This is a genomic window from Methylobacter sp. Wu8 (assembly GCF_036440755.1).
Lineage (GTDB): Bacteria > Pseudomonadota > Gammaproteobacteria > Methylococcales > Methylomonadaceae > Methylobacter_A > Methylobacter_A tundripaludum_A.
On the sequence record NZ_JAZGVT010000073.1, the window covers coordinates 25,889 to 47,443 of the forward strand.

At 54.5% G+C, this 21,555-nt stretch carries 23 protein-coding genes; 11 read left to right on the forward strand and 12 right to left on the reverse strand.

The genetic code is table 11. The features are described from left to right. Window positions 1-14: 14 nt before the first annotated feature. The 8 genes from V3O24_RS15840 to V3O24_RS15875 form a co-directional block, all read right to left on the reverse strand. The gene (locus V3O24_RS15840; RefSeq protein ID WP_331307958.1) at window positions 15-932 is read right to left on the reverse strand and encodes a LysR family transcriptional regulator; all 918 of its coding nucleotides are present in this window, start codon (window positions 930-932) and stop codon (window positions 15-17) included. Between the two features lie 69 nt (window positions 933-1,001). After that, window positions 1,002-2,174, reverse strand: a complete 1,173-nt coding sequence (locus tag V3O24_RS15845; RefSeq protein WP_331307959.1) for an ATP-binding cassette domain-containing protein — start codon at window positions 2,172-2,174, stop codon at window positions 1,002-1,004. Window positions 2,175-2,271: 97 nt separating this feature from the next. Next, window positions 2,272-2,700: a TOBE domain-containing protein gene (locus tag V3O24_RS15850; protein ID WP_331307960.1), complete on the reverse strand. Its 429-nt coding sequence runs from the start codon at window positions 2,698-2,700 to the stop codon at window positions 2,272-2,274. Window positions 2,701-2,720: 20 nt separating this feature from the next. Beyond that, complete coding sequence (modC, locus tag V3O24_RS15855) at window positions 2,721-3,797, reverse strand: molybdenum ABC transporter ATP-binding protein (RefSeq protein WP_104422327.1); 1,077 nt, start codon at window positions 3,795-3,797, stop codon at window positions 2,721-2,723. A 129-nt stretch (window positions 3,798-3,926) separates the two neighbouring features. Beyond that, window positions 3,927-4,613: a molybdate ABC transporter permease subunit gene (gene modB / locus V3O24_RS15860; RefSeq protein ID WP_331307961.1), complete on the reverse strand. Its 687-nt coding sequence runs from the start codon at window positions 4,611-4,613 to the stop codon at window positions 3,927-3,929. 14 nt (window positions 4,614-4,627) lie between these two features. Next, window positions 4,628-5,398, reverse strand: coding sequence for a molybdate ABC transporter substrate-binding protein (modA, locus tag V3O24_RS15865; RefSeq protein WP_331307962.1), 771 nt, complete (start codon window positions 5,396-5,398; stop codon window positions 4,628-4,630). A 93-nt stretch (window positions 5,399-5,491) separates the two neighbouring features. Beyond that, the gene (locus tag V3O24_RS15870; protein WP_331307964.1) at window positions 5,492-6,277 is read right to left on the reverse strand and encodes a sulfite exporter TauE/SafE family protein; all 786 of its coding nucleotides are present in this window, start codon (window positions 6,275-6,277) and stop codon (window positions 5,492-5,494) included. Window positions 6,278-6,292: 15 nt separating this feature from the next. Next, window positions 6,293-7,789 carry an alginate export family protein gene (locus V3O24_RS15875; protein WP_331307965.1) on the reverse strand — a complete coding sequence of 499 codons (1,497 nt, stop codon included), beginning with the start codon at window positions 7,787-7,789 and terminating at the stop codon, window positions 6,293-6,295. 415 nt (window positions 7,790-8,204) lie between these two features. On the opposite strand from V3O24_RS15875, the gene V3O24_RS15880 reads away from it, so the two are divergent. The 11 genes from V3O24_RS15880 (at window position 8,205) to V3O24_RS15930 (ending at window position 17,490) form a co-directional block, all read left to right on the forward strand. Further along, window positions 8,205-9,023, forward strand: a complete 819-nt coding sequence (locus V3O24_RS15880; protein ID WP_331307966.1) for a TOBE domain-containing protein — start codon at window positions 8,205-8,207, stop codon at window positions 9,021-9,023. Between the two features lie 79 nt (window positions 9,024-9,102). Then, a complete protein-coding gene (locus V3O24_RS15885; protein ID WP_331307967.1) occupies window positions 9,103-9,834 on the forward strand; it encodes a beta-ketoacyl synthase chain length factor in 732 nt (243 codons plus the stop codon). Continuing rightward, window positions 9,819-10,595: a lysophospholipid acyltransferase family protein gene (locus V3O24_RS15890; protein WP_331307968.1), complete on the forward strand. Its 777-nt coding sequence runs from the start codon at window positions 9,819-9,821 to the stop codon at window positions 10,593-10,595. Before V3O24_RS15885 ends, V3O24_RS15890 begins: the two co-directional genes overlap by 16 nt. 5 nt (window positions 10,596-10,600) lie before the next feature. Further along, window positions 10,601-10,849 (forward strand): phosphopantetheine-binding protein, encoded by a 249-nt coding sequence (locus tag V3O24_RS15895; protein ID WP_348529994.1) that lies wholly within the window; start codon window positions 10,601-10,603, stop codon window positions 10,847-10,849. Between the two features lie 10 nt (window positions 10,850-10,859). Continuing rightward, complete coding sequence (locus tag V3O24_RS15900; RefSeq protein ID WP_331308067.1) at window positions 10,860-11,108, forward strand: acyl carrier protein; 249 nt, start codon at window positions 10,860-10,862, stop codon at window positions 11,106-11,108. A gap of 226 nt (window positions 11,109-11,334) precedes the next feature. Beyond that, a complete protein-coding gene (locus tag V3O24_RS15905) occupies window positions 11,335-11,886 on the forward strand; it encodes a hypothetical protein (protein WP_331307969.1) in 552 nt (183 codons plus the stop codon). After that, window positions 11,876-13,573: an AMP-binding protein gene (locus V3O24_RS15910; protein ID WP_331307970.1), complete on the forward strand. Its 1,698-nt coding sequence runs from the start codon at window positions 11,876-11,878 to the stop codon at window positions 13,571-13,573. The genes V3O24_RS15905 and V3O24_RS15910 overlap by 11 nt, the downstream gene beginning before the upstream one ends. A 104-nt stretch (window positions 13,574-13,677) precedes the next feature. Beyond that, window positions 13,678-14,412 (forward strand): glycosyltransferase family 2 protein, encoded by a 735-nt coding sequence (locus V3O24_RS15915; RefSeq protein ID WP_104422338.1) that lies wholly within the window; start codon window positions 13,678-13,680, stop codon window positions 14,410-14,412. Continuing rightward, the gene (locus V3O24_RS15920) at window positions 14,409-15,356 is read left to right on the forward strand and encodes a hypothetical protein (RefSeq protein ID WP_104422339.1); all 948 of its coding nucleotides are present in this window, start codon (window positions 14,409-14,411) and stop codon (window positions 15,354-15,356) included. Before V3O24_RS15915 ends, V3O24_RS15920 begins: the two co-directional genes overlap by 4 nt. Next, on the forward strand, window positions 15,346-16,878 hold the full coding sequence (locus tag V3O24_RS15925; protein ID WP_331307971.1) for an aromatic amino acid ammonia-lyase: 1,533 nt from the start codon (window positions 15,346-15,348) through the stop codon (window positions 16,876-16,878). Before V3O24_RS15920 ends, V3O24_RS15925 begins: the two co-directional genes overlap by 11 nt. A gap of 72 nt (window positions 16,879-16,950) precedes the next feature. Further along, window positions 16,951-17,490 (forward strand): transposase, encoded by a 540-nt coding sequence (locus V3O24_RS15930; RefSeq protein WP_331307972.1) that lies wholly within the window; start codon window positions 16,951-16,953, stop codon window positions 17,488-17,490. A 718-nt stretch (window positions 17,491-18,208) separates the two neighbouring features. Here the strand turns inward: V3O24_RS15930 and V3O24_RS15935 are convergent. The 4 genes from V3O24_RS15935 to V3O24_RS15950 form a co-directional block, all read right to left on the reverse strand. Further along, complete coding sequence (locus V3O24_RS15935) at window positions 18,209-18,403, reverse strand: hypothetical protein (protein ID WP_331307973.1); 195 nt, start codon at window positions 18,401-18,403, stop codon at window positions 18,209-18,211. Between the two features lie 78 nt (window positions 18,404-18,481). Next, a complete protein-coding gene (locus V3O24_RS15940; protein WP_331307974.1) occupies window positions 18,482-19,204 on the reverse strand; it encodes an FRG domain-containing protein in 723 nt (240 codons plus the stop codon). 562 nt (window positions 19,205-19,766) lie between these two features. Further along, the gene (locus V3O24_RS15945) at window positions 19,767-20,960 is read right to left on the reverse strand and encodes an iron-containing alcohol dehydrogenase (RefSeq protein ID WP_331307975.1); all 1,194 of its coding nucleotides are present in this window, start codon (window positions 20,958-20,960) and stop codon (window positions 19,767-19,769) included. A gap of 5 nt (window positions 20,961-20,965) precedes the next feature. Beyond that, window positions 20,966-21,262 carry an antibiotic biosynthesis monooxygenase gene (locus V3O24_RS15950; protein ID WP_331307976.1) on the reverse strand — a complete coding sequence of 99 codons (297 nt, stop codon included), beginning with the start codon at window positions 21,260-21,262 and terminating at the stop codon, window positions 20,966-20,968. Window positions 21,263-21,555: the final 293 nt, after the last annotated feature.

Below are 21,555 nucleotides of genomic sequence, written 5' to 3' on the forward strand. Positions count from 1 at the left end.
TTTCGCCGTATCGGTTAATAGATTGCGGTTATCAAACCGTCGAAACGGTGTTGCAGATTGAGGCTTTGGGCGATGTTCCAGGCGGCGTCCTGCAACGGCGGCGGCAAATCCTGGCGGCGGGCGATCAGGCCGATTTCCCTCGATAGTTCAGGGTTCAATGGAATGGCGGTGACGTCCCGGCTCATTTCAAACAGGCTTAACAGGCTGTGCGGCACCACGCTGTACAGGCCTGCGCTGCGAACGTAGGCGTACAGGGCGAACACCGAGTCGGTTTCCAGCATGATGTTGGGGCTTATGCCCGCTTCTCGGAAGGCGGCGTCGATCAGGCGGCGGTTTTGCATGTTCGGCGTTAGCAGGCACAGCGGCAATTTTGCGACATCGGCCCAGCCTAAATTGTCTTTAAAAAGCCTGGGGTCGGGATTGCGGGCCAACAGCACATGACGTTCCCGGTACAATGGCAGTTTTCGGAAACCTTTCAGTCCGGGATCTTCAAGATAGGTCAGCCCCAAATCAAGCTCGAAGTTGTCGAGTTGACGGATCAGGTCGTCGGCGCACAGCGAAACCAGTTTGACGCCGACGCCCGGATAATCGCTCTGGTAAGGTTCGGTTAACAATGGAGCCACGGCCAGCGTAGTGGGAATGGCGCCGATGCGGAGCGTGCCGGTGAGTTGCCGGTTGCATTGCGCCGCTTCCTGCCTCATGCATTCCCAGTCTTGCGCCAGAATCCGGGCCCATTGCAACAGGCGTTCGCCTTCCGTCGTAAAGCCCTGAAAGCGTTGGCCGCGGCGGATGAGGGTAACGCCCAGTTCTTCTTCAAGATGCTGGATGGCGGTGGATAAGGCCGGTTGGGAAACGCAGCATATTTCAGCCGCACGGCCGAAATGTTCGGTTTTCGACAGCGCCAGCAGGTAATGGATTTGACGGATAAACATAGTGGGATAGTTGGGGAGCCACCAGCGGTTGCAGGCGCTGGTTTGCTGAGACCGGCTAATGGTGTCGGGTTATTCAGGCAAGAAGCCGTCGTTCGAGCCGGCTGTATCGAGATAATATCGGCCGTCGCCGTGACTGACTACCCGTTGGTAGGGCAGGGCGTCAAGCTCGGTCAGGTAAGCAATGGAGTGGGTTTTGATCAGGCAATAGATGACTTCACCTTCCTGCAAGGCCATGTCCCGGCAAGCGCCCGGCGTAATTTCAGCCAGCAGCGTACTGCCGCAATCGACCTGCACGATCAGGCTTTCTCCGCTGGGAATCAGTGCGCAGATGCGGCCCTTGATTTGATTTTGTATCGATATGCCGTCGATATAGCGGCGCGATAGGGCTATGTCTTTGGCGCGTATCGACACTTGCGCCTCACTGCCGACAGCTAAATGCGGCCGTAGCGGCAAGGTCAGCGGCAGGCCGAAGCTGTGGGCCAGGCTGCAACCGGACACATAGTCGTGACGGCTGACGGTCACCGGCAAGATGTTGTCGATCTGGCGGATGCCCAGATAGCGCAACATGCCTTGCTGCTTGGCGACATCGAGCAGCGAGCCGTTGTGCAGCACTTTGCCTTGTTCCAGCACAATCAGCCGGTCGGTCAGCTCCAGAATCTCTCCCAGGGATTGGCTGGCATACAGCACCGGCAAGCTCAGTTCATCCTGTAAGCGTTTTAGAATCGGCAGCAATTGTATTCGGTAACCGTTGCCGATCGCGGCAAAGGTCTCGTCCAGTAGCAATAGTCGCGGCGATTTCAGTAGCGAGCGGGCCAGCGCCACCCGTTGGCGTTCACCGGCGGAAAGCAGTTCGATGACATGGTTCAGGATAGGCCCCAATTCCAACAGCTCGATTAGAAAATCCAGCTTAAAAATGCGGCGGTGTTTCAGCGTCCGGTTATAGGCGGAGGTCAGGTTGTCGCGAACGGTTTCAGTCGAATCGGCGCAGTCGATTTGCAATACAGCGCCCACAGGCCGCTGTTCGCGCGGCATCATGATGCCTTTGCGGCTGTCGAACAGGATTTTGCCGTCCAGCACGATATGTCCGTTTTGCGGCTGAATAGTACCGGCGATTAAGCCGAGCACCGTGCTTTTGCCTGCGCCGGATTTGCCGAACAGGCCGACGCTTGAGTCGCTGATCGACAAGCGCGTAGTCAGGTCGAAATGTCCCCTGCGCAGTTTTACATTCATTTCCAGCAGCATGGTTACCTCCGTTAATTAAGAGATGTTTCCCTCGTTCCCACGCGCTGCCCTTCGATAAAGCTCAGGACAGGCGTGGGAACGAGGAAGCGGAAGATTATCAGCCGGCGACAGCCAGGATCACCGCGCCGGCCTTGAACACCGCCGTGGCGGCTTGGCCTTTGCTCAAACCCAAGGCTTCGACGCTGTCGTTGGTCACGGTGGCGGCAACCTGCTCGCCGCCTTTCAGCTCTATATCGACTTCGGCGTTGACCGCCCCCGGTTTAACCTGGGTTACCGTGCCTTGCAGCTGGTTGCGGGCCGAAAGCCGGTAGCCGCCGAAATCGGTGACGATGATGATTTGCGGGGCTTTGACCAGCGCGACCACTTCCATGCCGGTCTTGATCCCCAGCGTTTCGACGGATTCCTTGGTAATCGAGGCGACGATGGTCTCTCCGCCTTTCAAGCCGATATGAACTTCGGCATTGACTGCGCCGATAATGACTTGGCTGACGGTACCGGTAAACTGATTGCGTGCGCTTGCTTTCATGATGAATCTCCAGATGTTGATTAATTTAATATCGAGGTACCCTTGATCTGCACGTAAACCGCCATGCCGATCTGCAAACCCAGCATTAGCGCCGATTTGCGGGTGATGTGCGCCAGCAGCGCCTGATTGCCAATCCGCATTTGCACCACAGTTTGGCCGTCGCGACCGTCGGCGATGCCGGTAATCGTTGCTGGCAGCACATTCAGGATGCTGGTGGCGGTCGGCGCTTCAAGGGCGATGCTGACGTCGCGGGCGTAAATCTGTACCCGTAACGGTGTGCCGATCTCTGCATCGACCGCCGGTAGGCTGAGTGAACCTCCGGCAAAGGCGACGCGGGTCAGATGATAGTCGGCTTCGTGTTCGGCGACGGTCGCCTGCCAAACCGTGGCGGCTTCCCGGTCTTGCGCCAGCGGCACGTCGAGACGGCTTTGCGTTTCCGGCAGCGGCCCGGAAGCCAGTGCCCGGCCGTCTTCTAGGATCACCAGCGTGTCGGCCAGTTGCGCGACTTCCTGCTGCGAATGGGTGACGTACAGCACCGGAATATCCAGTTGCTGATGCAGTCGGCTTAAAAACGGCAGAATTTCCTGCTTGCGTTTGAAATCCAGCGACGCCAGCGGTTCGTCCATCAGCAGGACTTCAGGATTGAGCGCCAGGGCGCGGGCGATTGCGACCCGCTGGCGCTCGCCGCCGGACAAGTGTCCGGGCATGCGCTCCATCAGATGGCCGATGCCCAGCAGTTCAACGGCCTGTTCCAGTTTGACCGTGCCCGAATTTTGTTTGATCCGCTTCAAACCGTAGTGCAGGTTATCCCGCACCGTCAAATGCGGAAACAGGTTGGCTTCCTGAAACACGTAGCCCAGCGGCCGTTTATAAGTAGGCAGGAACAGGTTGCGTTCGCTGTCCTGCCAAACATGGCCGTTGATTTCAAGCTTACCCAGCGGCGCGCGTTGCAGTCCGGCGATACAGCGAAGCAGGGTGGTTTTGCCGGAGCCGGAATGGCCGAACAACACCGTAATGCCGGTGCCGGGCAGTGTTAAATCGACGTCCAGTTTAAAGTCGCCGTAGTCGAGCTGGAAGCGGGCTAGTATTGTTGTCATTTTGAGTTTTTACATATTAATTATTCAGCTACAGATTGGCGCAAGGCAAAGGGCGGTAGTGTGTCCGACGCTCTTTTTTCGCCTTTCGTCTTGTCCGTATTGATCTGTGGCTATAAATTTACAAAAAAATCATTTAAGCGGATGAGCGACGGGCTGAGTTTTCAGCGCGGTGTACAGCACCAGCAGTACGCTGAACGAGAACAACAGCAAGCCGCCCGCCAGCCAGTGCGCTTCGCTGTATTCCAGCGCTTCGACATGGTTGTAGATTTGCACCGACACCACGCGGGTCTTGTCCGGAATATTGCCGCCGACCATCAGCACCACGCCGAATTCCCCGACCGTGTGCGCAAAACCTAAAATGGATGCGGTCAAAAAGCCGGGTTTAGCGAGCGGCATAACCACGCTAAAAAAAGTATCCAGCGGACTGGCGCGCAAAGTCGCGGCGGCTTCCAAAGGTTGTTCGCCGATAGACGTGAATGAGGCTTGCAACGGTTGCACGACAAACGGCAACGAATACAGCACCGACGCGATGACCAGGCCGGAAAAAGTAAACGGCAATGTGCCCAGACCCAGCCAAGTAGTGAACTTGCCGACAGCTCCGGCCGGTCCCATCAGCACCAGCAAATAAAAGCCCAACACCGTCGGCGGCAGCACCAGCGGCAGCGCGACGACGGCGTTGATAATGCCTTTCCACGAAGAACGCGTCCGGGCCAGCCACCAGGCCAGCGGCGTGCCGAGCAGCAGCATCAACACGGTTGCGATGGTGGCGACTTTGAAGGTTAAAAACAATGCATCGAGATCGGCAGCGGTCAGCATAAGTGCCCCCTTGATTATTTAGGCAAACCAAAACCGTATTTTTCTATAATCGCCAATGCCGCCGGAGATTTAAGGAAATCCACCAAGGCAAGGGCGGCCGGATTTTCGGCGCCGGTTTTCAGTAACACGGCCATTTGACGGAATGGACTATGCAGATCATCCGGTATGAGCCAGCCCGAACCGCTGCCGATTTTTCCGCTATTCACATTAATAACTTGCGCCAGCCCCACAAATCCCAGCTCGGCATTGCCGGTGCTGACGAACTGAAAAGTTTGCGAGATGTTTTCGCCCATTACGAACAAGGGCCGTAGCTTGTCCAGTACGCCCAGGCTTTTCATCACCTCTTCCGCCACCACGCCGTAAGGCGCATGGCTAGGATCGGCAAGGGCAATATGTTTAAAGTCGCCGGTTGCCAGGATTTTTCCCTGACCGTCGACATAGCCGGGTTTCGCAGACCACAACACCAGTTTGCCGATGGCGTACACAAAATGACTATCGACAACCGCGAAACCGGTTTTTTCCAGTTCCAGCGGGTATTGTTCGCTGGCCGATAAATACACCTCAAACGGCGCACCGCTCTGGATTTGCGCAAAAGCCTTGCCGGAGGAACCGAACGATAATTTGGCGGTGTGGCCGGTAGCCTTTTCAAATTCAGCGGCAATTTCGGTCATCGGTTTAGTGAAATCAGAGGCTACGGCGACCAGAGTGGTTGCAGCCCAGGTAGTAGGCGTAAGCAACATCAGCCATGCGACGATAAGAAGACGAAAAAAACGGTTAGGTAACATAGTATTCTCCAAAAGTTAAAGAAGTGTTGCTGGTTAAAAGCGCGGAGCGATGCCGCGTAGTAAAAATCGTATGCGAAAGCCGGAAACACCGGACTATCCGTGCCGCCAGACCTTAATTGCCGAGAGCAGCAGTATTAACGCCAATAACGGCAGTAATATGGTTTCCGGAACCATTCCGAGTAGCTGCCCGCCCAGGAAAGCGCCAAACAGCGACCCAGCTGCCATCATCAACAGAAAGTCTCGGTTTTGTCCCAATACGGCAAAGCTTCGGTCGGTGCTGTAGCGGGTAAAGCCGGTCAGCATGGTGGGCAGGCTGACCGCTAACGACAAGCTCCCGGCAAGCTTGATGTCCGCGCCGAACAGCAATACCAGCGTGGGTATCAGCAGCTCTCCGCCCGCGACGCCCAATAACGAAGCGACCACGCCTATGCCAAACCCCGCGAACACGCCGGCGGCGACCTGGAGCGCGCCCGAAAGCGGTGGCAGGCTTGCATTTGCCGGGTTATGGCCGAATACAAGCAACAAGGCTATTGCCGCCAATAACACGGCGATGACTTTGTAAAAGCTTTCGGTTTTTAGCTTTATCGCCCAGCCGGCCCCGAACCACGCGCCTAACAGGCTTCCCGCCAGCAGGTTCACGATTATGCTCCAATGCGCCGCCAGCTCATTGAGCGGGACTGTTCCCATCCTGAACGGCAGCGCCGAGGCCACGACAATAAGACTTATCGCCTTATTGACAATAACGGCTTCCAGGACGGCGAAGCCGAACGGCCCGATCAATAAGGGCAGGCGAAATTCCGCGCCGCCCAGTCCAATCAGGCCGCCCAATGTGCCGATAAGGGCTCCGCTGCCGAATACGCTCAGCTTATCTGTTTTCATCGGCTCATCAATCCGTCAAAAGCGCAACATGCTTTGCACATAGAAGAAATTGGTGTCTTGCTTATCCGGCGCATTGGCGGTCTCCTTGGCGAAAGTGCCCTTGAACAGATGCGCATAGCCGGTTTCGAAATTCAGGCTGCTGTTGAAATCGTAGCGCGCCGTCAGTTCGATCTGCTGGCCGACAAAGTTATCGGTTCTGCCCGTGGCATCGCGCAGATTGGCCGTGGTCCAACTATCCTTGTCTTCCGCGAGCCAATAGAAGCGATGGCTTAGGCCAAGTTGCACATCTCTTCGCGGCGCGGCGGTAACCCGTAACCCCGGCGTATTGATATTGCTGCGGGCAAAAGCGCCGTATATGCCGGTCGCACCGAACTCGAAGCGCCGCGCGCCGTACAGGGTGTCGAAACGCTGGTTTTTCTTATCGTTGGGATCGTGATCGCCGCTGGCGTAATCATATTCCAGCGCCAAGCGCGGCGACCAGGGAATATCAAAGGTGTAACCGACATCCAAGTGTTGATACCAGGCGGAATGATCCAAATCGGTACCATTGCCGGCGGCGGTCGATGAACGCACCGTGCCGAATTGGCCGATGGTTTCGGTTTGAAAATCGAATGCGCCCTTGGCCGGTTTCATGTAAAAGCGCATGCCGGGCGTAAAATAGCGGCGGTTGGCGGTCTGGCTGCGCTTACGGTCGCCTTCGTCCAAATGGTACAAATACAGTTCGGCGTTAATGCCCCAGGCTATGTTATATTTTTCCAAAAATCCGCCGGAAAACCAGGTTTGGTATTCGGGTTCGTCGAAACTGTGGAAGCCGTCGAGCAGTTGCTGCGAGTTATTCGGATAGCGGCCGACCGGTTTGGTCACAAAAGCATTGAATTGCCAGTTGTTATAATCAAGCAAACGCAGCCGCACGCCATCGAAACTATTGATGGTGTTGCGCATCGCGTTTCTGGCAATCAATCGGCGACTACCGAAATTAAGCGACTGACGACCGACGATGACTTCCGCGCCCAAACCGCTGTAGGCGACGTTCTGATCAGCCCAGGCCAGATAACCCTGGATAAAATCGGCCTCGTCGACATGGGTGTTATTGATCCCGGAACCGCTATCGGCGCCGACCTGCCGGGCATCCAGAAACTCGACTCCGGCGCGAAAATGATTGTAGCGGGCCTCCAGAAATACATCGAGTTGCAGCGGAATTTGTTGATCGCCGCCTTTGCCGCCCGCTTTGAAACTGCCGTCCAGGGTTTCGTAGCGGGTGCGCTGTTCCACCGACAGCGACAGCCAGTTCGGCAAGTTCAGTGCGTCGTGCAGGTTCCAGACCGGTTTTTCGTATTTGTCGGAACCGAGCAAGGCATCGGGCATCTGGCTGGAAAAGGCAGTAAATGGCGGTTTGGTGTATTTTTTCTGCTCAGCAGCCTGAGCAGTGCCGCTACCGGCCATGCAAAAGCCGCCGGCGACAATCAAACTGAGTGTGTGGCCCGCCACACCGGCAAGAGGTATTCTTCTCATCGTCAATGACCTAATAATTATGAGTTATGATGTTTACATCTCGGCAATTGCTCCTGCATCCATGCAAGTTGTACGTTGATTCGCCGATACATACAGGTCTTATTGTGGAAAACTAAAATAAGACGGCGCTCTAGTTTAACTCGTTATGTATAAAAGTACATAACGAGTTAATGGTAATGCTTAAGCAAGCGGTGTGCCAATGAATGTTAACGATATTAAGTTATTGAGTTATATTGATTATTTTTGTCGTCGAAAAAGTGGATAATGTTTTGTTTCGGACATTTTGTTATGTTCTGTAGACTTGGTGACAATGGTGGGATATTCAGCACCGCCCTCACGTCATTTGATTGGAAACGGGTTGCCCTGACTGGGAAATAATGTTTAACTCAATTTTTATACCGCAATACAAGCATCTATGATCGGTAATTCAAATCACAACACTATTCCGACTTGCTGGGTCGATGGCGAATTGCGGCTGGCCGGTCTGGACAGACGCATGATCGGTTTGCTAAGGGCGATAGAGCAAAGCGGCTCGCTCAATCAGGCCGCCAAGCAGGTGGGCTTGAGTTATAAAGGCGCCTGGCAAATCATCGAAAGAGCCAACAACGGCGCACCGAAAACATTGGTCAGCACCGCCACCGGCGGCAGTAAAGGCGGGGGCACCTGTTTGACCGAGTCGGGACGCTCTTTGCTGGCGCTGTTTACCCGCCTGGAACAACAGCATCGGCAATTTCTGGAACAGCTCAACCGAAGTCTCGCAGACGACCCCGATACGGTCCTGCTGTTGCAGCGGTTGGTGGTTAAAACCAGCGCCAGCAACCAGCTTTTCGGCAGTATTAGCGCGGTTCAGGCCGGCACGGTGAATGCCGAGGTTGCCGTGACCTTGAAAGGCGGCGAACAGGTGATTACCACTCTCACCCAGACATCGCTGAACGATCTCGGGTTAAAGGTCGGCGACGATGCGGTATTGCTGGTCAACAGCGCCGACATCACGCTGGTCATCGATTCCGGGTCCACTCGCTACGCGGCGCGAAATTGTTTGTCCGGCAGCGTGATTCGCGTCCAGCAGGACGAAGTCAATGCGGAGGTGATTGTGCTGCTGGCCGGCGGCGAGACATTGGCCGCGATGATCACGCAGCAGAGCGCACAAAGTCTGATGCTGACGCCCGGCGTATCCGTCTGGGCGATGTTTAAAAGCAACACGCCGGTTCTGGGCGTCATGCCATCGCGCTAATACAGTCACAGCAAACCGGACGCGGCTATAAACGCCCGGTGCTATCCATCAAGTGTCAACGGTCAACGGGGTTGATATAATGGTACTATCAAAAGCGGTCGATTTTGCCGTGCTGAACTGGAATGCCTGGGCTCCCGGCGTCAGCAGCCGCGAGGATTGGCTTGGCGGCAAAGCCTTTGTCCAAGCCGAAAAAGCGGCGCTACCGGCTATGGCGCCAAAGACACTGCAACGCAGATTAAGCCCATTAGCCAGAGCGGTTTTTAATGCGGCGGACGGTTGCAGGGATGGCGATAAAGCACTGCCGATTGTGTTCAGCTCCGCCCATGGCGAAGTGAACAAGTCATTGGAGATGCTTCAAAGCATGCAGAAAGGCGAGGAAGTTTCGCCGACAGCTTTTAGCCTGTCGGTTCATAACGCCATATCGGGACTGTTTTCGATAGCCTATGCCAATCATCAGGAAATCACCGTGATTGCGCCGGGCCAGGACGGCATCGCTCCGGCATTTATTGAAGCGCTGGGGCTGCTGCATGAACGCCATAACGAGGTACTGATCGTGCTGTATGATGAACCGCTATCGGGTTTTTATCCGTCGCAGCCGTTTGCGCTCAATGGGCCTGCGGTTTGTGCGCTGGCGTTAAGGATCGCTTTGACCGGGAACGGCTTACCGATGCGGTTTAGCAGGTCGCCCGCTCGGCGCGACGATGGCGAGCACGCTTCGCAGATATTCTCTTTTTTAAAGTTTCTTGTTTCCGACGATAAAGCGTTGGCGCTGGGCAATCATAGACACAGTTGGGAATGGTACAAAAAATAACCGCAAAACTCGGCTACGGCTGGCGTCTTTTGGCAACGGGACTGAGTTTTTTTTGTTTTGGCGCGGGCGGCCTATTGCTGTGGATATTCGTGTTTCCGGTGTTGTCTTTTTTGCCCGGCAATCCGCGGCAAAAGGTCAGCCGGGGCCAAAAAATAGTGTCTTACAGTTTTTATGTCTTCATCGGTTTGATGCACAGACTGGGCGTAATGACTTACGAAGTCGTGGGCCTGGACAAGCTTAACCGGCCCGGCCAGTTGATCATCGCCAATCACCCGACGCTGGTCGATATTGTGTTTTTGATCAGCCGTATCAAACAGGCCAGCTGTATTGTCAAAGCCGGGCTGTGGCATAATCCGTTCATGCGCGGCCCGATCGTCAATGCGGGATACATCAGCAACGGCGATCCCGGGCAAATGATAGACGAATGCGTCGCCTGGTTGCGCTCGGGTGGGTCGATGGTTATTTTTCCTGAGGGAACCCGGTCAATACCCGGCAAGCCGTATCGTTTTCAACGCGGAACGGCGGCCATTGCGTTGCAGGCCAATACCGTGGTGACGCCGGTCACGCTGAGCTGTTATCCCAGCACCTTAACCAAGGCCGAGCAGTGGTATCAAATTCCCGACCGCCGCTTTCATCTGACCATGCACGTCGGAGACGACATTGCACTGGATGAGTTTGTCGGCATCAGTCCAAAATCGGTCGGGACACGCCGTTTTACCCAGTACCTGCAAGATTACTTTACGCAACAGAGAGCTTTATAAACACGATGGAAAATGAATTAAAACAACTGATTATCGATACGCTGGAGCTGGAGGATATTAGCGTGGCGGATATAGACAGTCATGCGCCGCTGTTTAACGACGGTTTGGGGCTTGATTCCATCGATGCGCTGGAATTGGGCTTGGCTATCCGCAAAAAATACGATGTAAAGATCGATGCCGAAAAAGAAGACGCGGTGAAGATTTTCTCTTCGGTTTCAACGTTGGCTGAATACATTCAAGCGGCGCGCGGTTGAGGTTATGATGATCAAAGAGCGTGAAGAAATTTTAACGGCGGTCAGGGAGATAATGGCCGAGCTGTTCGAGATGGACGAACAGGCCATCACCCTGGACGCGCGGCTGTATGAAGACCTGGATTTCGACAGTATCGATGCGGTGGACATGATCGTCAGGCTTAAAGAAATGACCGGCAAAGCGATCAAAGCCGAAGATTTTAAAACGGCCCGCACCATTGGCGATGTGGTCGAGGCGGTTTACAAAATGCTTAATGACTAACATGCGGTTGCTGGTTTTATCGATCCGGTTATGTCCTTTTTTCTCGTTCCTACGCGCTGCGCCGCGAGTCACGGCTATGAAGTTAAGCGTTGTAGGAGCGGGCCATGCCCGCGATGAAGTAGCTACAATTCTGCAATCGCTGCTCAAATGTCGCGGGCACGGCCCGCTCCTACGGTGTCATTGTGGTTAACTTGGCCGTGACGCAGCGCGTGGGAACGAGATAAATATGCGCTTGCTTGCAAACAGCATGATTGGCCTGTCAATCCTGTTATACCCGGCGGCAGTCTTTTTCGGCGGACGTCATTTCGAGCCCTGGAAAATCGCCGCCCTATTGATCGTGTTGCTGCTGGTCAGGCTGGCGGCGGGTTATTCCAGCAAACATTGGAGTATTCCTTTAACGATTGCGGGCATCGGCTATTGCGTGTTTGCGATGTGGAGCAACCAGTTAGGCGCGTTGCTGTTTTATCCGACGCTGGTCAATGGCTTGATGCTGCTCATTTTCGGCTGGAGCTTGTTTTATCCGCCCAGTTTGATTGAGCGCCTGGCGCGCATTCAGCACCCCGACTTGCCGCCGGAAGGCGTTATTTATACCCGCCGCGTGACGCAAGTCTGGTGCGGCTTCTTCATCATTAACGGCGCATTGGCCTTGGCGACGGCTCTTTGGGCCAGCCTGGAAGTCTGGAGTTTATACAACGGCCTGATCGCTTACGTGTTGATGGGCGTTTTATTCGCCGCGGAATATCTGGTCAGGATCAGAACCCAGAAACATGTCAGATAAACTGCTGCCGTTGTCCCACTGCTTAATTGGCAACAGGCCGGTAGACGCGCCTGTCGCCTATCATGCCGGACGGTATTATTCGTCAGGGCAGTTTGCCGACGCCGTTAAATCCTGGGCCGGCAAACTGCAAGCGCAGCCGTTCTTGAATTATGCCTTGTACACTGAAGACGCTTATCCCTTCGCCGTGCTGCTGTTTGCGTTGCTGCATGCCGGTAAACAAATCTGGATGCCCGGCAATAACCGTCCCGGCACCGCGGAGCAATTAGAAAAAGACTGTCAATTGCTGGGCGACTGGCACATCGGCGAGCCCTTCGATTACTGTTTGGACGTGGCGGACAGTCCAACTCAATCGTTATCGCCGTTAAACCCTTTTGACAGTCAGCTGGTTATTTTTACCTCCGGTTCTACGGGGCAGGCCAAACCGATAACCAAATGCCTGCACCAGTTTCAGCTTGAAATCGACACGCTGGAAAAAAACTGGGGCGAACAACTGGGCGATGCTGCGGCATTGGCGACAGTCAGCCATCAGCATATCTATGGCTTGCTGTTCCGCGTGTTATGGCCGTTGTCGGCAGGGCGGTGCTTTCATAGCCAGACTTATATCAATCCCGAAGCCCTGGTCAGCGCTGTTCAACAAGGCCCCGTATACTGGATTGCCAGCCCGGCGCATTTAAAGCGCTTGGATCAGGCATCGCCCTGGGACGGCATTGCCGGGTTAAAGGCGGTTTTCAGTTCCGGCGGCGCGTTGCCGGGAAATGCGGCGGAGCGGATATTGAACGAAAGCGGGCAGGCGGTGATCGAAGTCTACGGCAGCTCCGAGACCGGCGGTATCGCCTGGCGGCGGCAGGATGAGGCTTGGACGTTATTCTACGGCATGGCGTTGAGTCATATCGATGGCAACTGGTTGCTACATTCGCCTTACTTGCAAGCAGAGCAAGGTTTCCAGTTGGACGATCAAATCACCTTGCACGATGATGGCCGGTTCATGTTGCACGGCAGGTCGGATCGCATCGTCAAAGTCGAAGAAAAACGCCTGTCCCTGGCCGAACTGGAGCAACGCTTGATGGCCGAGCCGTGGATAGAGGATGCGCATGCGCTGGTAATCAATAAAAGCCGGGATGTTGTCGCGGCGGTCGTAGTGCTAAGTCAACAGGGCTTGGAGCAGTTGGCAATCCACGGCAGAAACCGGCTAATCAGGCAACTGCGCAGAACGCTTGAGCAATGGTTCGAGCCGGTGGTGTTGCCCAGAAAATGGTTGTTTGTAAACACGATGCCGTTAACCACTCAAGGTAAGATCGAGCATCATCTATTAAAAATCCTGCTGGATTTTGATGGCCGAAAACTCCCCCAGACGCTCAATTTTAATATGACTCATGAAGGCGTCCGGCTTGAGCTTAAAGTTCCCGAAGATTTACTTTATTTCCCCGATCATTTTGCGAGTTACCCGATTTTGCCGGGCGTAGTACAACTGGCTTGGGTGGAGCATTTCGGCAAGCTGTTTTTCGTTATTGATAAACCGTTTTCGCAGATGGAAGTGGTTAAATTCACCCAAGTCATCCAGCCCGGCGATCAATTAACGCTGACGCTCGACTGGAATCCGACAACGGGAAAACTGTATTTCAATTTCAGCTCGGAGCGCGGCGCGCATAGCTCGGGGCGCATGGTTTACGAGGGTAAGGGACGATGAAAGTATTCAGTACAAAAACGAACAACCACGAAGTTTTCAAACTATTTTTCTTCGTGTCCTTCATGCTCTTCGTGGTGAATAATGCTTTCGGAGTTTTATAGCCAATGAAACCTTGCATCATCATTCCCGTTTACAATCACGAAGCCGCGATTCCCCTGGTGCTGGCCCAATTAAAAAGCTTCGGCATGCCGACTTTACTGGTTAATGACGGCAGCTCGGCATCTTGCTCCCGGATTCTGGCGGATTGTGCCGAACGGGAACCGGACTGGCTGACCTTAATCAACCGTCCTGAAAACGGCGGCAAAGGCGCTGCGGTACTGGACGGCTTTAAGGCGGCGCAGGCTATGGGATTCAGCCATGCAATCCAGATCGATGCCGACGGACAGCACGACGTGAACGATATTCCGGCGTTTGTCGAGGCCGGAAAGCGGCATCCTGATGCGCTGATTTTAGGACGGCCGGTGTTCGATCAAACCGCGCCGAAGAGCCGGGTTTACGGCCGAACTATCGCTAACCTGTGGGTATGGATCAACACCTTGTCGCTTGCGATTGAAGACAGCATGTGCGGTTTCCGTGTGTATCCCTTGGCTGCGGTGGCAGAGCTAACCCGCACCACTCAGATAGCCGAGCGCATGGATTTTGACATCGACATCCTGGTGCGCCTGTATTGGCAAGGCGTAGACGTGATCAATATACCGACGCGTGTGCAGTATCCTTATGACGGCGTGTCGCATTTCAAATTATGGCAAGATAACCTGAGGATCTCGAAAACCCACGCCAAGCTGTTTTTCGGCATGTTGCCGCGCATCCCGCAACTGCTGGGCAGGCGCTATAGATGAGTAAATCTTCGCATTGGTCGGAGATGGGCGAATGGAGCATGATCCGGGGCATGCGTTTCTTGCTGCGCGTTTACCTGTTGCTGGGGCGTAGCGCGTTGCAGTGGTTTTTATACCCGGTCGTCAGTTATTACTGGCTGGCGAACAAGCCGGGCAGGGCGGCCAGCCAAGCCTATTTAAAGCGCGTTGCGAAGCTTTCGCCCGCATCGGATTTGAGCGGAAGCCTCCTGGACAGCTACCGGCACTTCATCTGCTTTGCCAACGCCATTATCGACAAATTGGCGGCCTGGTCCGGCGCGTTGACGCTGGCGGACGTGGATTATGCAGGGCGCGGCGAATTGCTGGCTCAAATCAAGACCGGCAGGGGCGCAGTCCTGCTGGGCTCGCACCTGGGCAATCTTGAAGTCTGCCGCGTGATTGCGGATATGGATGGCGCGCCCCGCATCAACGTGCTGGTACACACCAAGCACGCCGAAAAATTCAATCGCCTGCTGAAGCAAACCAACGAGAATAGCGGCTTAAACCTGATCCAGGTGACCGACATCAGCGCCGCCACGTCAATGCTGCTGAGCGATAAAATCGACAACGGCGAACTGGTCATCATTGCCGCGGACCGGACGCCGGTAAGCCCGCATCCGCGCGTGAGCCGGGCCGAGTTTCTGGGCGCTGATGCGTTGTTTCCGCAAGGCCCGTTTATCCTGGCCTCGCTGCTTAAATGTCCGGTTTACACCTTGTTTTGCCTGAAACAGCAGGGCAGACAGGCGATCTATTTTGAACATTTCAGCGAACTGTTGACGTTCCCCAGAAAAACCCGCGAGCATGCCATACAGCAAACCATACAAAGCTATGCCCGGCGACTGGAGCATTATTGCTTAATGGAACCGTTACAGTGGTTTAACTTTTTTGATTTTTGGCAATTGATTGATAAAGAAAGCGATGAACAGTAAGAATACCGTGGTTTTTGATGGGCAGGCGTTGACGATTGAGTCTATTTGCCAAATAGCCAACCAACAAGCGCAGGTTGAGTTAGGCAGGCAGCCGAAATTTATTGAGCGCATCAACAAAGGCGCCCGGTTTATCGATACCTTGTTAAAGGAAGAAGGCTTTGTTTACGGCGTAACCACCGGCTACGGCGAGTCCTGCACGGTCTCCATTCCGCTGAACCTGGTCGAGCAACTGCCCAAGCATCTGTACACGTTCCACGGCTGCGGGCTGGGCGATCATTTTGACGCCCAGCAGACACGGGCCATACTGGCCGCGCGCCTGACCAGTCTGGCGCGCGGTTACTCGGGCGTGCGCTACAAACTATTGAAACAGTTGGCTGAATTATTAAAGCAGGACATCCTGCCGTTGATCCCGCAGGAAGGTTCGGTCGGCGCCAGCGGCGATTTAACGCCGTTATCCTATGTCGCCGCCGTGCTGGCCGGGGAGCGGGATGTGCTGTATCAGGGCCGGCGTCAGCCGACGCAAACGGTTTTTGCGGAACTCAATATCGAAGCGCTGACCTTAAAACCGAAAGAAGGCCTCGCGATCATGAACGGCACGGCGGTCATGACCGGCATTGCCTGCCTGGCCTATCAACGCGCCGAATATTTATCCCGGTTGGCCACGCGGATCACCAGCCTGGCTTCGATCGCCTTGAACGGCAATGCCTACCATTTTGACGAGAAACTGTTTTCGGTCAAGCCGCACCCCGGCCAAAACCGCGTCGCCGAGCGGATACGTTCGGATTTGCAGTTGCAGCGCAGTGCGCCGCGCCACGATACCCGCTTGCAGGATCGCTATTCGTTGCGCTGCGCGCCGCATATCATCGGCGTGCTGGAAGACTCGTTGCCCTGGCTGCGGCAGTTTATCGAGAATGAATTAAACAGCGCCAACGACAACCCGATCATCGATGCCGAAGGCGAACACGTCCTGCATGGCGGCCATTTTTACGGCGGCCATATCGCTTTTGCGATGGACAGCCTGAAGACCGCCGTGGCCAATCTGGCCGATTTAATGGACCGGCAAATGGCGCAGTTGATGGACCCCAAATTCAACCACGGTCTGCCCGCCAATCTTTCCGGCGCTACCGGCGAGCAAGCGGTGTTGAACCACGGCTTCAAGGCCTTGCAAATAGCGGTGTCCGCCTGGACGGCCGAAGCGCTTAAATTGACCATGCCCGCCAGCGTGTTTTCCCGCTCTACCGAGTGCCATAACCAGGACAAGGTCAGCATGGGCACGATAGCAGCGAGAGATTGTATCCGCATTTTGGAGTTGACCGAGCAGGTTGCGGTGGCTGTGTTGCTTGCGGTTGTTCAGGGCGTTGAGTTGCGGGGTAATGTGGAGGCGTTAAGCCCGGCTTTGCAAAATACCGTCAAGCAACTACGCGAATATAGCCCGTTTTTAAATGTCGACCGGGCGTTGGAACAAGAGCTACGACAGTGTCTGATGTTAATACGCAATCAGCATTGGGAGTTATATGATTAAAACTACTCCTCGTTCCCACGCGCCGCGTGGGAATGCAGTTCAGGGCGCGCTGCGCCCCGAGGATTAAACACTATGGGCCGTAGCCGCTACCGAATCTGCCACGAACAAGCCCCGCATTTTTTGACCTGCACCGTGCTGAACTGGATGCCGCTATTCACCAGACCGCAAACCGCAGGCATCATTTTGGACGCACTACGATACCGGCAAGAAGAACACGGCTGGAAAATATACGGCTACGTCATCCTGGAAAATCACCTCCATATGATCGTACAAGCCGAGAATCTGTCTGTGGAATTGCCGCGCTTCAAATCCTACACGGCCCGCCAACTGATCGACCACCTGAAAGAATGCCGCGCCGAGCGCTTGTTGCAGCAACTGGCGTTTTTCCGCAAGGAATACAAACGCGAGGATCGGGATTATCAATGCTGGGAAGAGGGATCGCATCCGCAGCTAATCGAGAACGAGCAGGTGCTTCGGCAGAAGCTGGAGTATATCCATCAAAACCCGGTGAAACGGGGCTATGTCGATGAGCCTATGCATTGGCGGTATTCCAGTGCCAGGGATTATGCGGGTGTTGCCGGGTTGATTCCTGTTTTTAAGGATTGGCTGTGATTCGCGGCGCAGCGCGCCTTGGACTGCAAGTACTGTCTCTTCACTCACACCACATCCTCGTTCCCACGCGCCGCGTGGGAATGCAATCCAGGGCGCGCTGCGCCAAGTAAACGAGGGTATGTGGATGACAGGCATTGGAAGTATTCCAGCGCCGGAGATAAAGGGGGCGTTGCCGGGTTGGTTCGTGTTTTTAAGGCTTGACGGTGACTCGCGGCGCGGCGCGCCTTAAACCGCATTCCCACGCAGCGCGTGGGAACGAGAAAATGTGTCGCTAGCGCGACGGTTGATTGAATCGGGTTCTCGCACCCGAGGGCGAGTTACTTTCTTTTGCTCCGCCAAAAGAAAGTAACCAAAGAAAAGGCGGCCCGGTTGCCGCTTTGATCCTGCGTTCCTCGCTTTCGCCGGGGGTTGACGAAAGGGGCTCCTGCCCCTTCGTCAACGTGCGGCCTCCCTGCCGCACCCCTACGGGCTATTCCCGGCGAAAGCTCCGGTACTCGGCGCGGCAAACGGGATTCAGTCCGTACCATCGGCCGGTTTTCTTCGCTACTGCACGGTACTCATTGTTATACACAAGCATTTAAAAGCACGTCATTCCGGCAGGGATTGCCGGAATCCAGAACACAGGGATGTGAATCTATTGGTTGGTACTTTACCTCCGCCGGGCGGGGCATGTTGCCCCGCCCGAAACGTTTGACGGTAGTTAGGCATTGTATAAACGTTAGGAGCGGGGTTGCAAACCCCGCCCCGCTTGTGGTGATTCCTCAATGAGTTGTATTTTTACCTTTTTTCTCCCATCCAAAAAGCTAAATATCTTCTCGACATTGAAGATGAACGCCACCGCAAAAATTATGGCAACAACTAGAATGTTCCCACTCGTAACACCATCTATTAACGGATTTAGTAATTTATCCATAAGTATTTCGGTTTTATTAATATCGTTTCACTACGCTGAGAACCGCCAACGGCGGGGTGCGTCCCTTTTATTGATTTGTTAGGCACCAGTTTTTTTGGTTCGGTTAGTCATTAGATAAGTTTCCCAGTTAATATGGCTTGAAAGCCCATCGAGATCAGGAAACAATGTAACACGATTCACACCATAATCATCGAGCATTACGAGGATGTCTTTTTTAAGTCCTGCGGGAATTTTAGCTTTTAATAAATTCGGAAAGTCTTTCGTGCCGGGAACTTCTTCGCAAACGATTTCACGCTCAACTGGCAAATGCACTGTAAAACAACCTCGCTGATTTAAGATACGAGTAGAAATGCTCCTTGAAGTGAATCCAGAGCCATTAAATTCGCCACTATCAATTTGAATTTTTAACGGTTTGATGTGAAGTAAGGGCATATGAAAATAAAGTGCGGCGTCCTTGTGTGGGTACTCGCTACATGCGAAATATAACGCAACTAAAGGGTTCGAAGTCCAGTCCAGAAGCCAAGTGGCTAGACCATAATGTTGTGCAAGAGCCAAGCGTTCCCACTCATTTTCAGGAAGGTTTGGTAAGTAGGCCGCTGCTTGTTCGCACCAATACCGAAACCTTAGAAGACATCTATTGTCTGGTAAAACATACTCCTGTCTTGCTGCTTTAGGGAGGAGTAGCCATGAATAATCAGCTTGTCCTCTATACCACCATCCAACGCCACTGTGAGGTCTGAATCCTCGTAGAAATTGGTGAATCTTTTCTAAGGAATCAAGAGTGCAATATTGAGGTGTCATAAAATACAATGCCTAATGTAAAGACAATCGGGCTAGTTCGTTTAAAGTTGAAAAAGAAAACAGCATTATAACTGCGCTCCGGTTAAGTGAGTAGGATGTCGGTGAAGTACCAACCGACAGATTCACATCCCTGTGCTCTGGACTCCAGCAATCCCTGCCGGAATGACGTGCTTTTAAATGCTGCTGTAAACTAATGAGTACCGTGCGGCAACGAAGAAAACCGGCCGGTGGTACGGATTCAATCCCGTTTGCCGCGCCGAGTACCGGAGCTTTCGCCGGGACAAATCGGCAGGATAGCCGATTTGCATGCGTAGCACCCGAAGGGCGAGGCACAGGGATGTGCCGAGTGAGCAGCCCGTAGGGGTGCGGCAGGGAGGCCGCACGTTGACGAAGGGGCAGGAGCCCCTTTCGTCAACCCCCGTCGAAAGCGAGGAACGCAGGAAGCAAGCGGCAACCGGGCCGCCTTTCTTTTGGATACTTTTCTTTGGCGGAGCAAAGAAAAGTATCTCGCCCTCGGGGGCGAGACCCCGATCCAATCAACCGTCGCGTTAGCGACACCTTATTAAAGCCGCTTCACCAAAATCAAACAAATCTCCTCATCCGTCAGCACAATCGGATTAGTCTGCATACTGCTACCGCGACTATTAGCAACAATCATCGGAAAATCATCCGCGCTAATGCCATAGCCATTAAGTCTCGGCAGTTGCAGCCGTTCACTCCACTCGGCCAATAAAGCAATTAACGCCGATCGCGCCGTAGCATCGTCAAGCTCATCCCGGCCGGTCAATAACCGCCCGACTTGCGCATATTTAGCCAAAGCCGGATTTTCCGGTTCGCGCTGTCGCATGGCCTTGATATTGACCTCGGTCGCGGCGGATACCAACGTGCCGCAGACCACGCCGTGCGGGATAGGAAAGTAAGCGCCCAGCGGCGAGGCCAAGCCGTGTACCGAGCCCAGGCCCACTTGGGCCAGGGTGATGCCGGACAGCAAGGCCGCGTAAGCCATCGCGCCGCGCCCCTGAGCGGCAGCCGGTTCGCTCCCTTCCCAGGCGGCAAAAAAACCTTCCTTGACGGCGTTCATGCCGCTCCAGGCCAGCGCGTCGATAAACGGGTTGGCTTTCAGCGAAACGTAGGATTCCAGCAGTTGGGTGAACGCATCCATACCGTCGGCTGCGACCAGTTCGCGGGAGCAGCTCGCCAGCAAATCGGGATCGATCACTGCGTATTCGGGAATTAAACATTCATCGCGGAAGGATTTCTTGAAGCCGTCCGGGCCTTGTACGCTCAGCACTGAGTTTTTGGTCGCCTCGCTGCCGGTTCCTGCGGTGGTGGGGACGGCGATAAACGGGGTGCTGGGGCCGTGGTACGGGACGTTTTTGCCGACGCCTTCGAGGTGGTCCATGACTGAATTGCCGTGCGGCAGGAGGCCTGCTATCGCTTTGGCGGCATCGAGCACGCTGCCGCCGCCGATCGCGATAACCACGTCAATCGATTCGCCGCGAAACCGGCTGACCGCCTGATCCACCAGCGTCGGCGACGGTTCGCCGGAAACGGTAAAGTGCAACCAGTTGATTCCTCTGCTTTCCAGTGTCTGGGTAAAAGCTTGCCAGCGCGGCGTCGAGCAGAAAGAGTGTTTACCGGTCACCAACAAGGCGGTGCGACCATAGTTCGCCGCCAGCGCCGGGACTTCGTCGATACGGCCGCTGCCGTAAATAATGCGCGGCAAACGCGAGAGTGAGAAAGATTCAAATTGCATGGGTTTTATCCTTGCGGAAACAGGCCGTCGTAACGGACGCCTTGGCGCGGCTGGGCCATCCAGTCCGCCACGGTATCGCGCCAAGTTAAATAATGGGGGGTTTGCTTGTGGGCCGCCGCAGCCTCGGCAGAAGCATAGGCTTCATAAAGGATAAATTGGCCGGGATTTTCGGGAGATTGCAGTATGTCGAATCGGCGGTTGCCGGGCTCCTGGATCGAAGCTTCATGGTTGAGCCGTGTCGCGGCAATGAAGTCATCGATGTGGGCGGGTTTTACGTGGACATGAACCAAGGTAACGTGCATAGCTGCGCCTCTATAAGTTAAGAATGTGGCGGATATTATACTTCACGCAGCGCGGTTTTCAGTTTTTGAAGGCGGCCGGAAGCTGGGCGGCGTTGCTTTTGCCTGTGGTGACATTGAGCGGAATAGGCTGATTGTAAGGTATGAGATAATATATAGTACTGAACGGGATAAGAATGATTTATCCGCGGTTTTGACTGGGGTGGCGCAACTTTTTCTTCTCGTTCCCACGCGCCCGTGGGAACGCAGTCAGGGCGCGCTGCGCCCCGAGATTGGGTGAAAAGTATCTCGCCTTC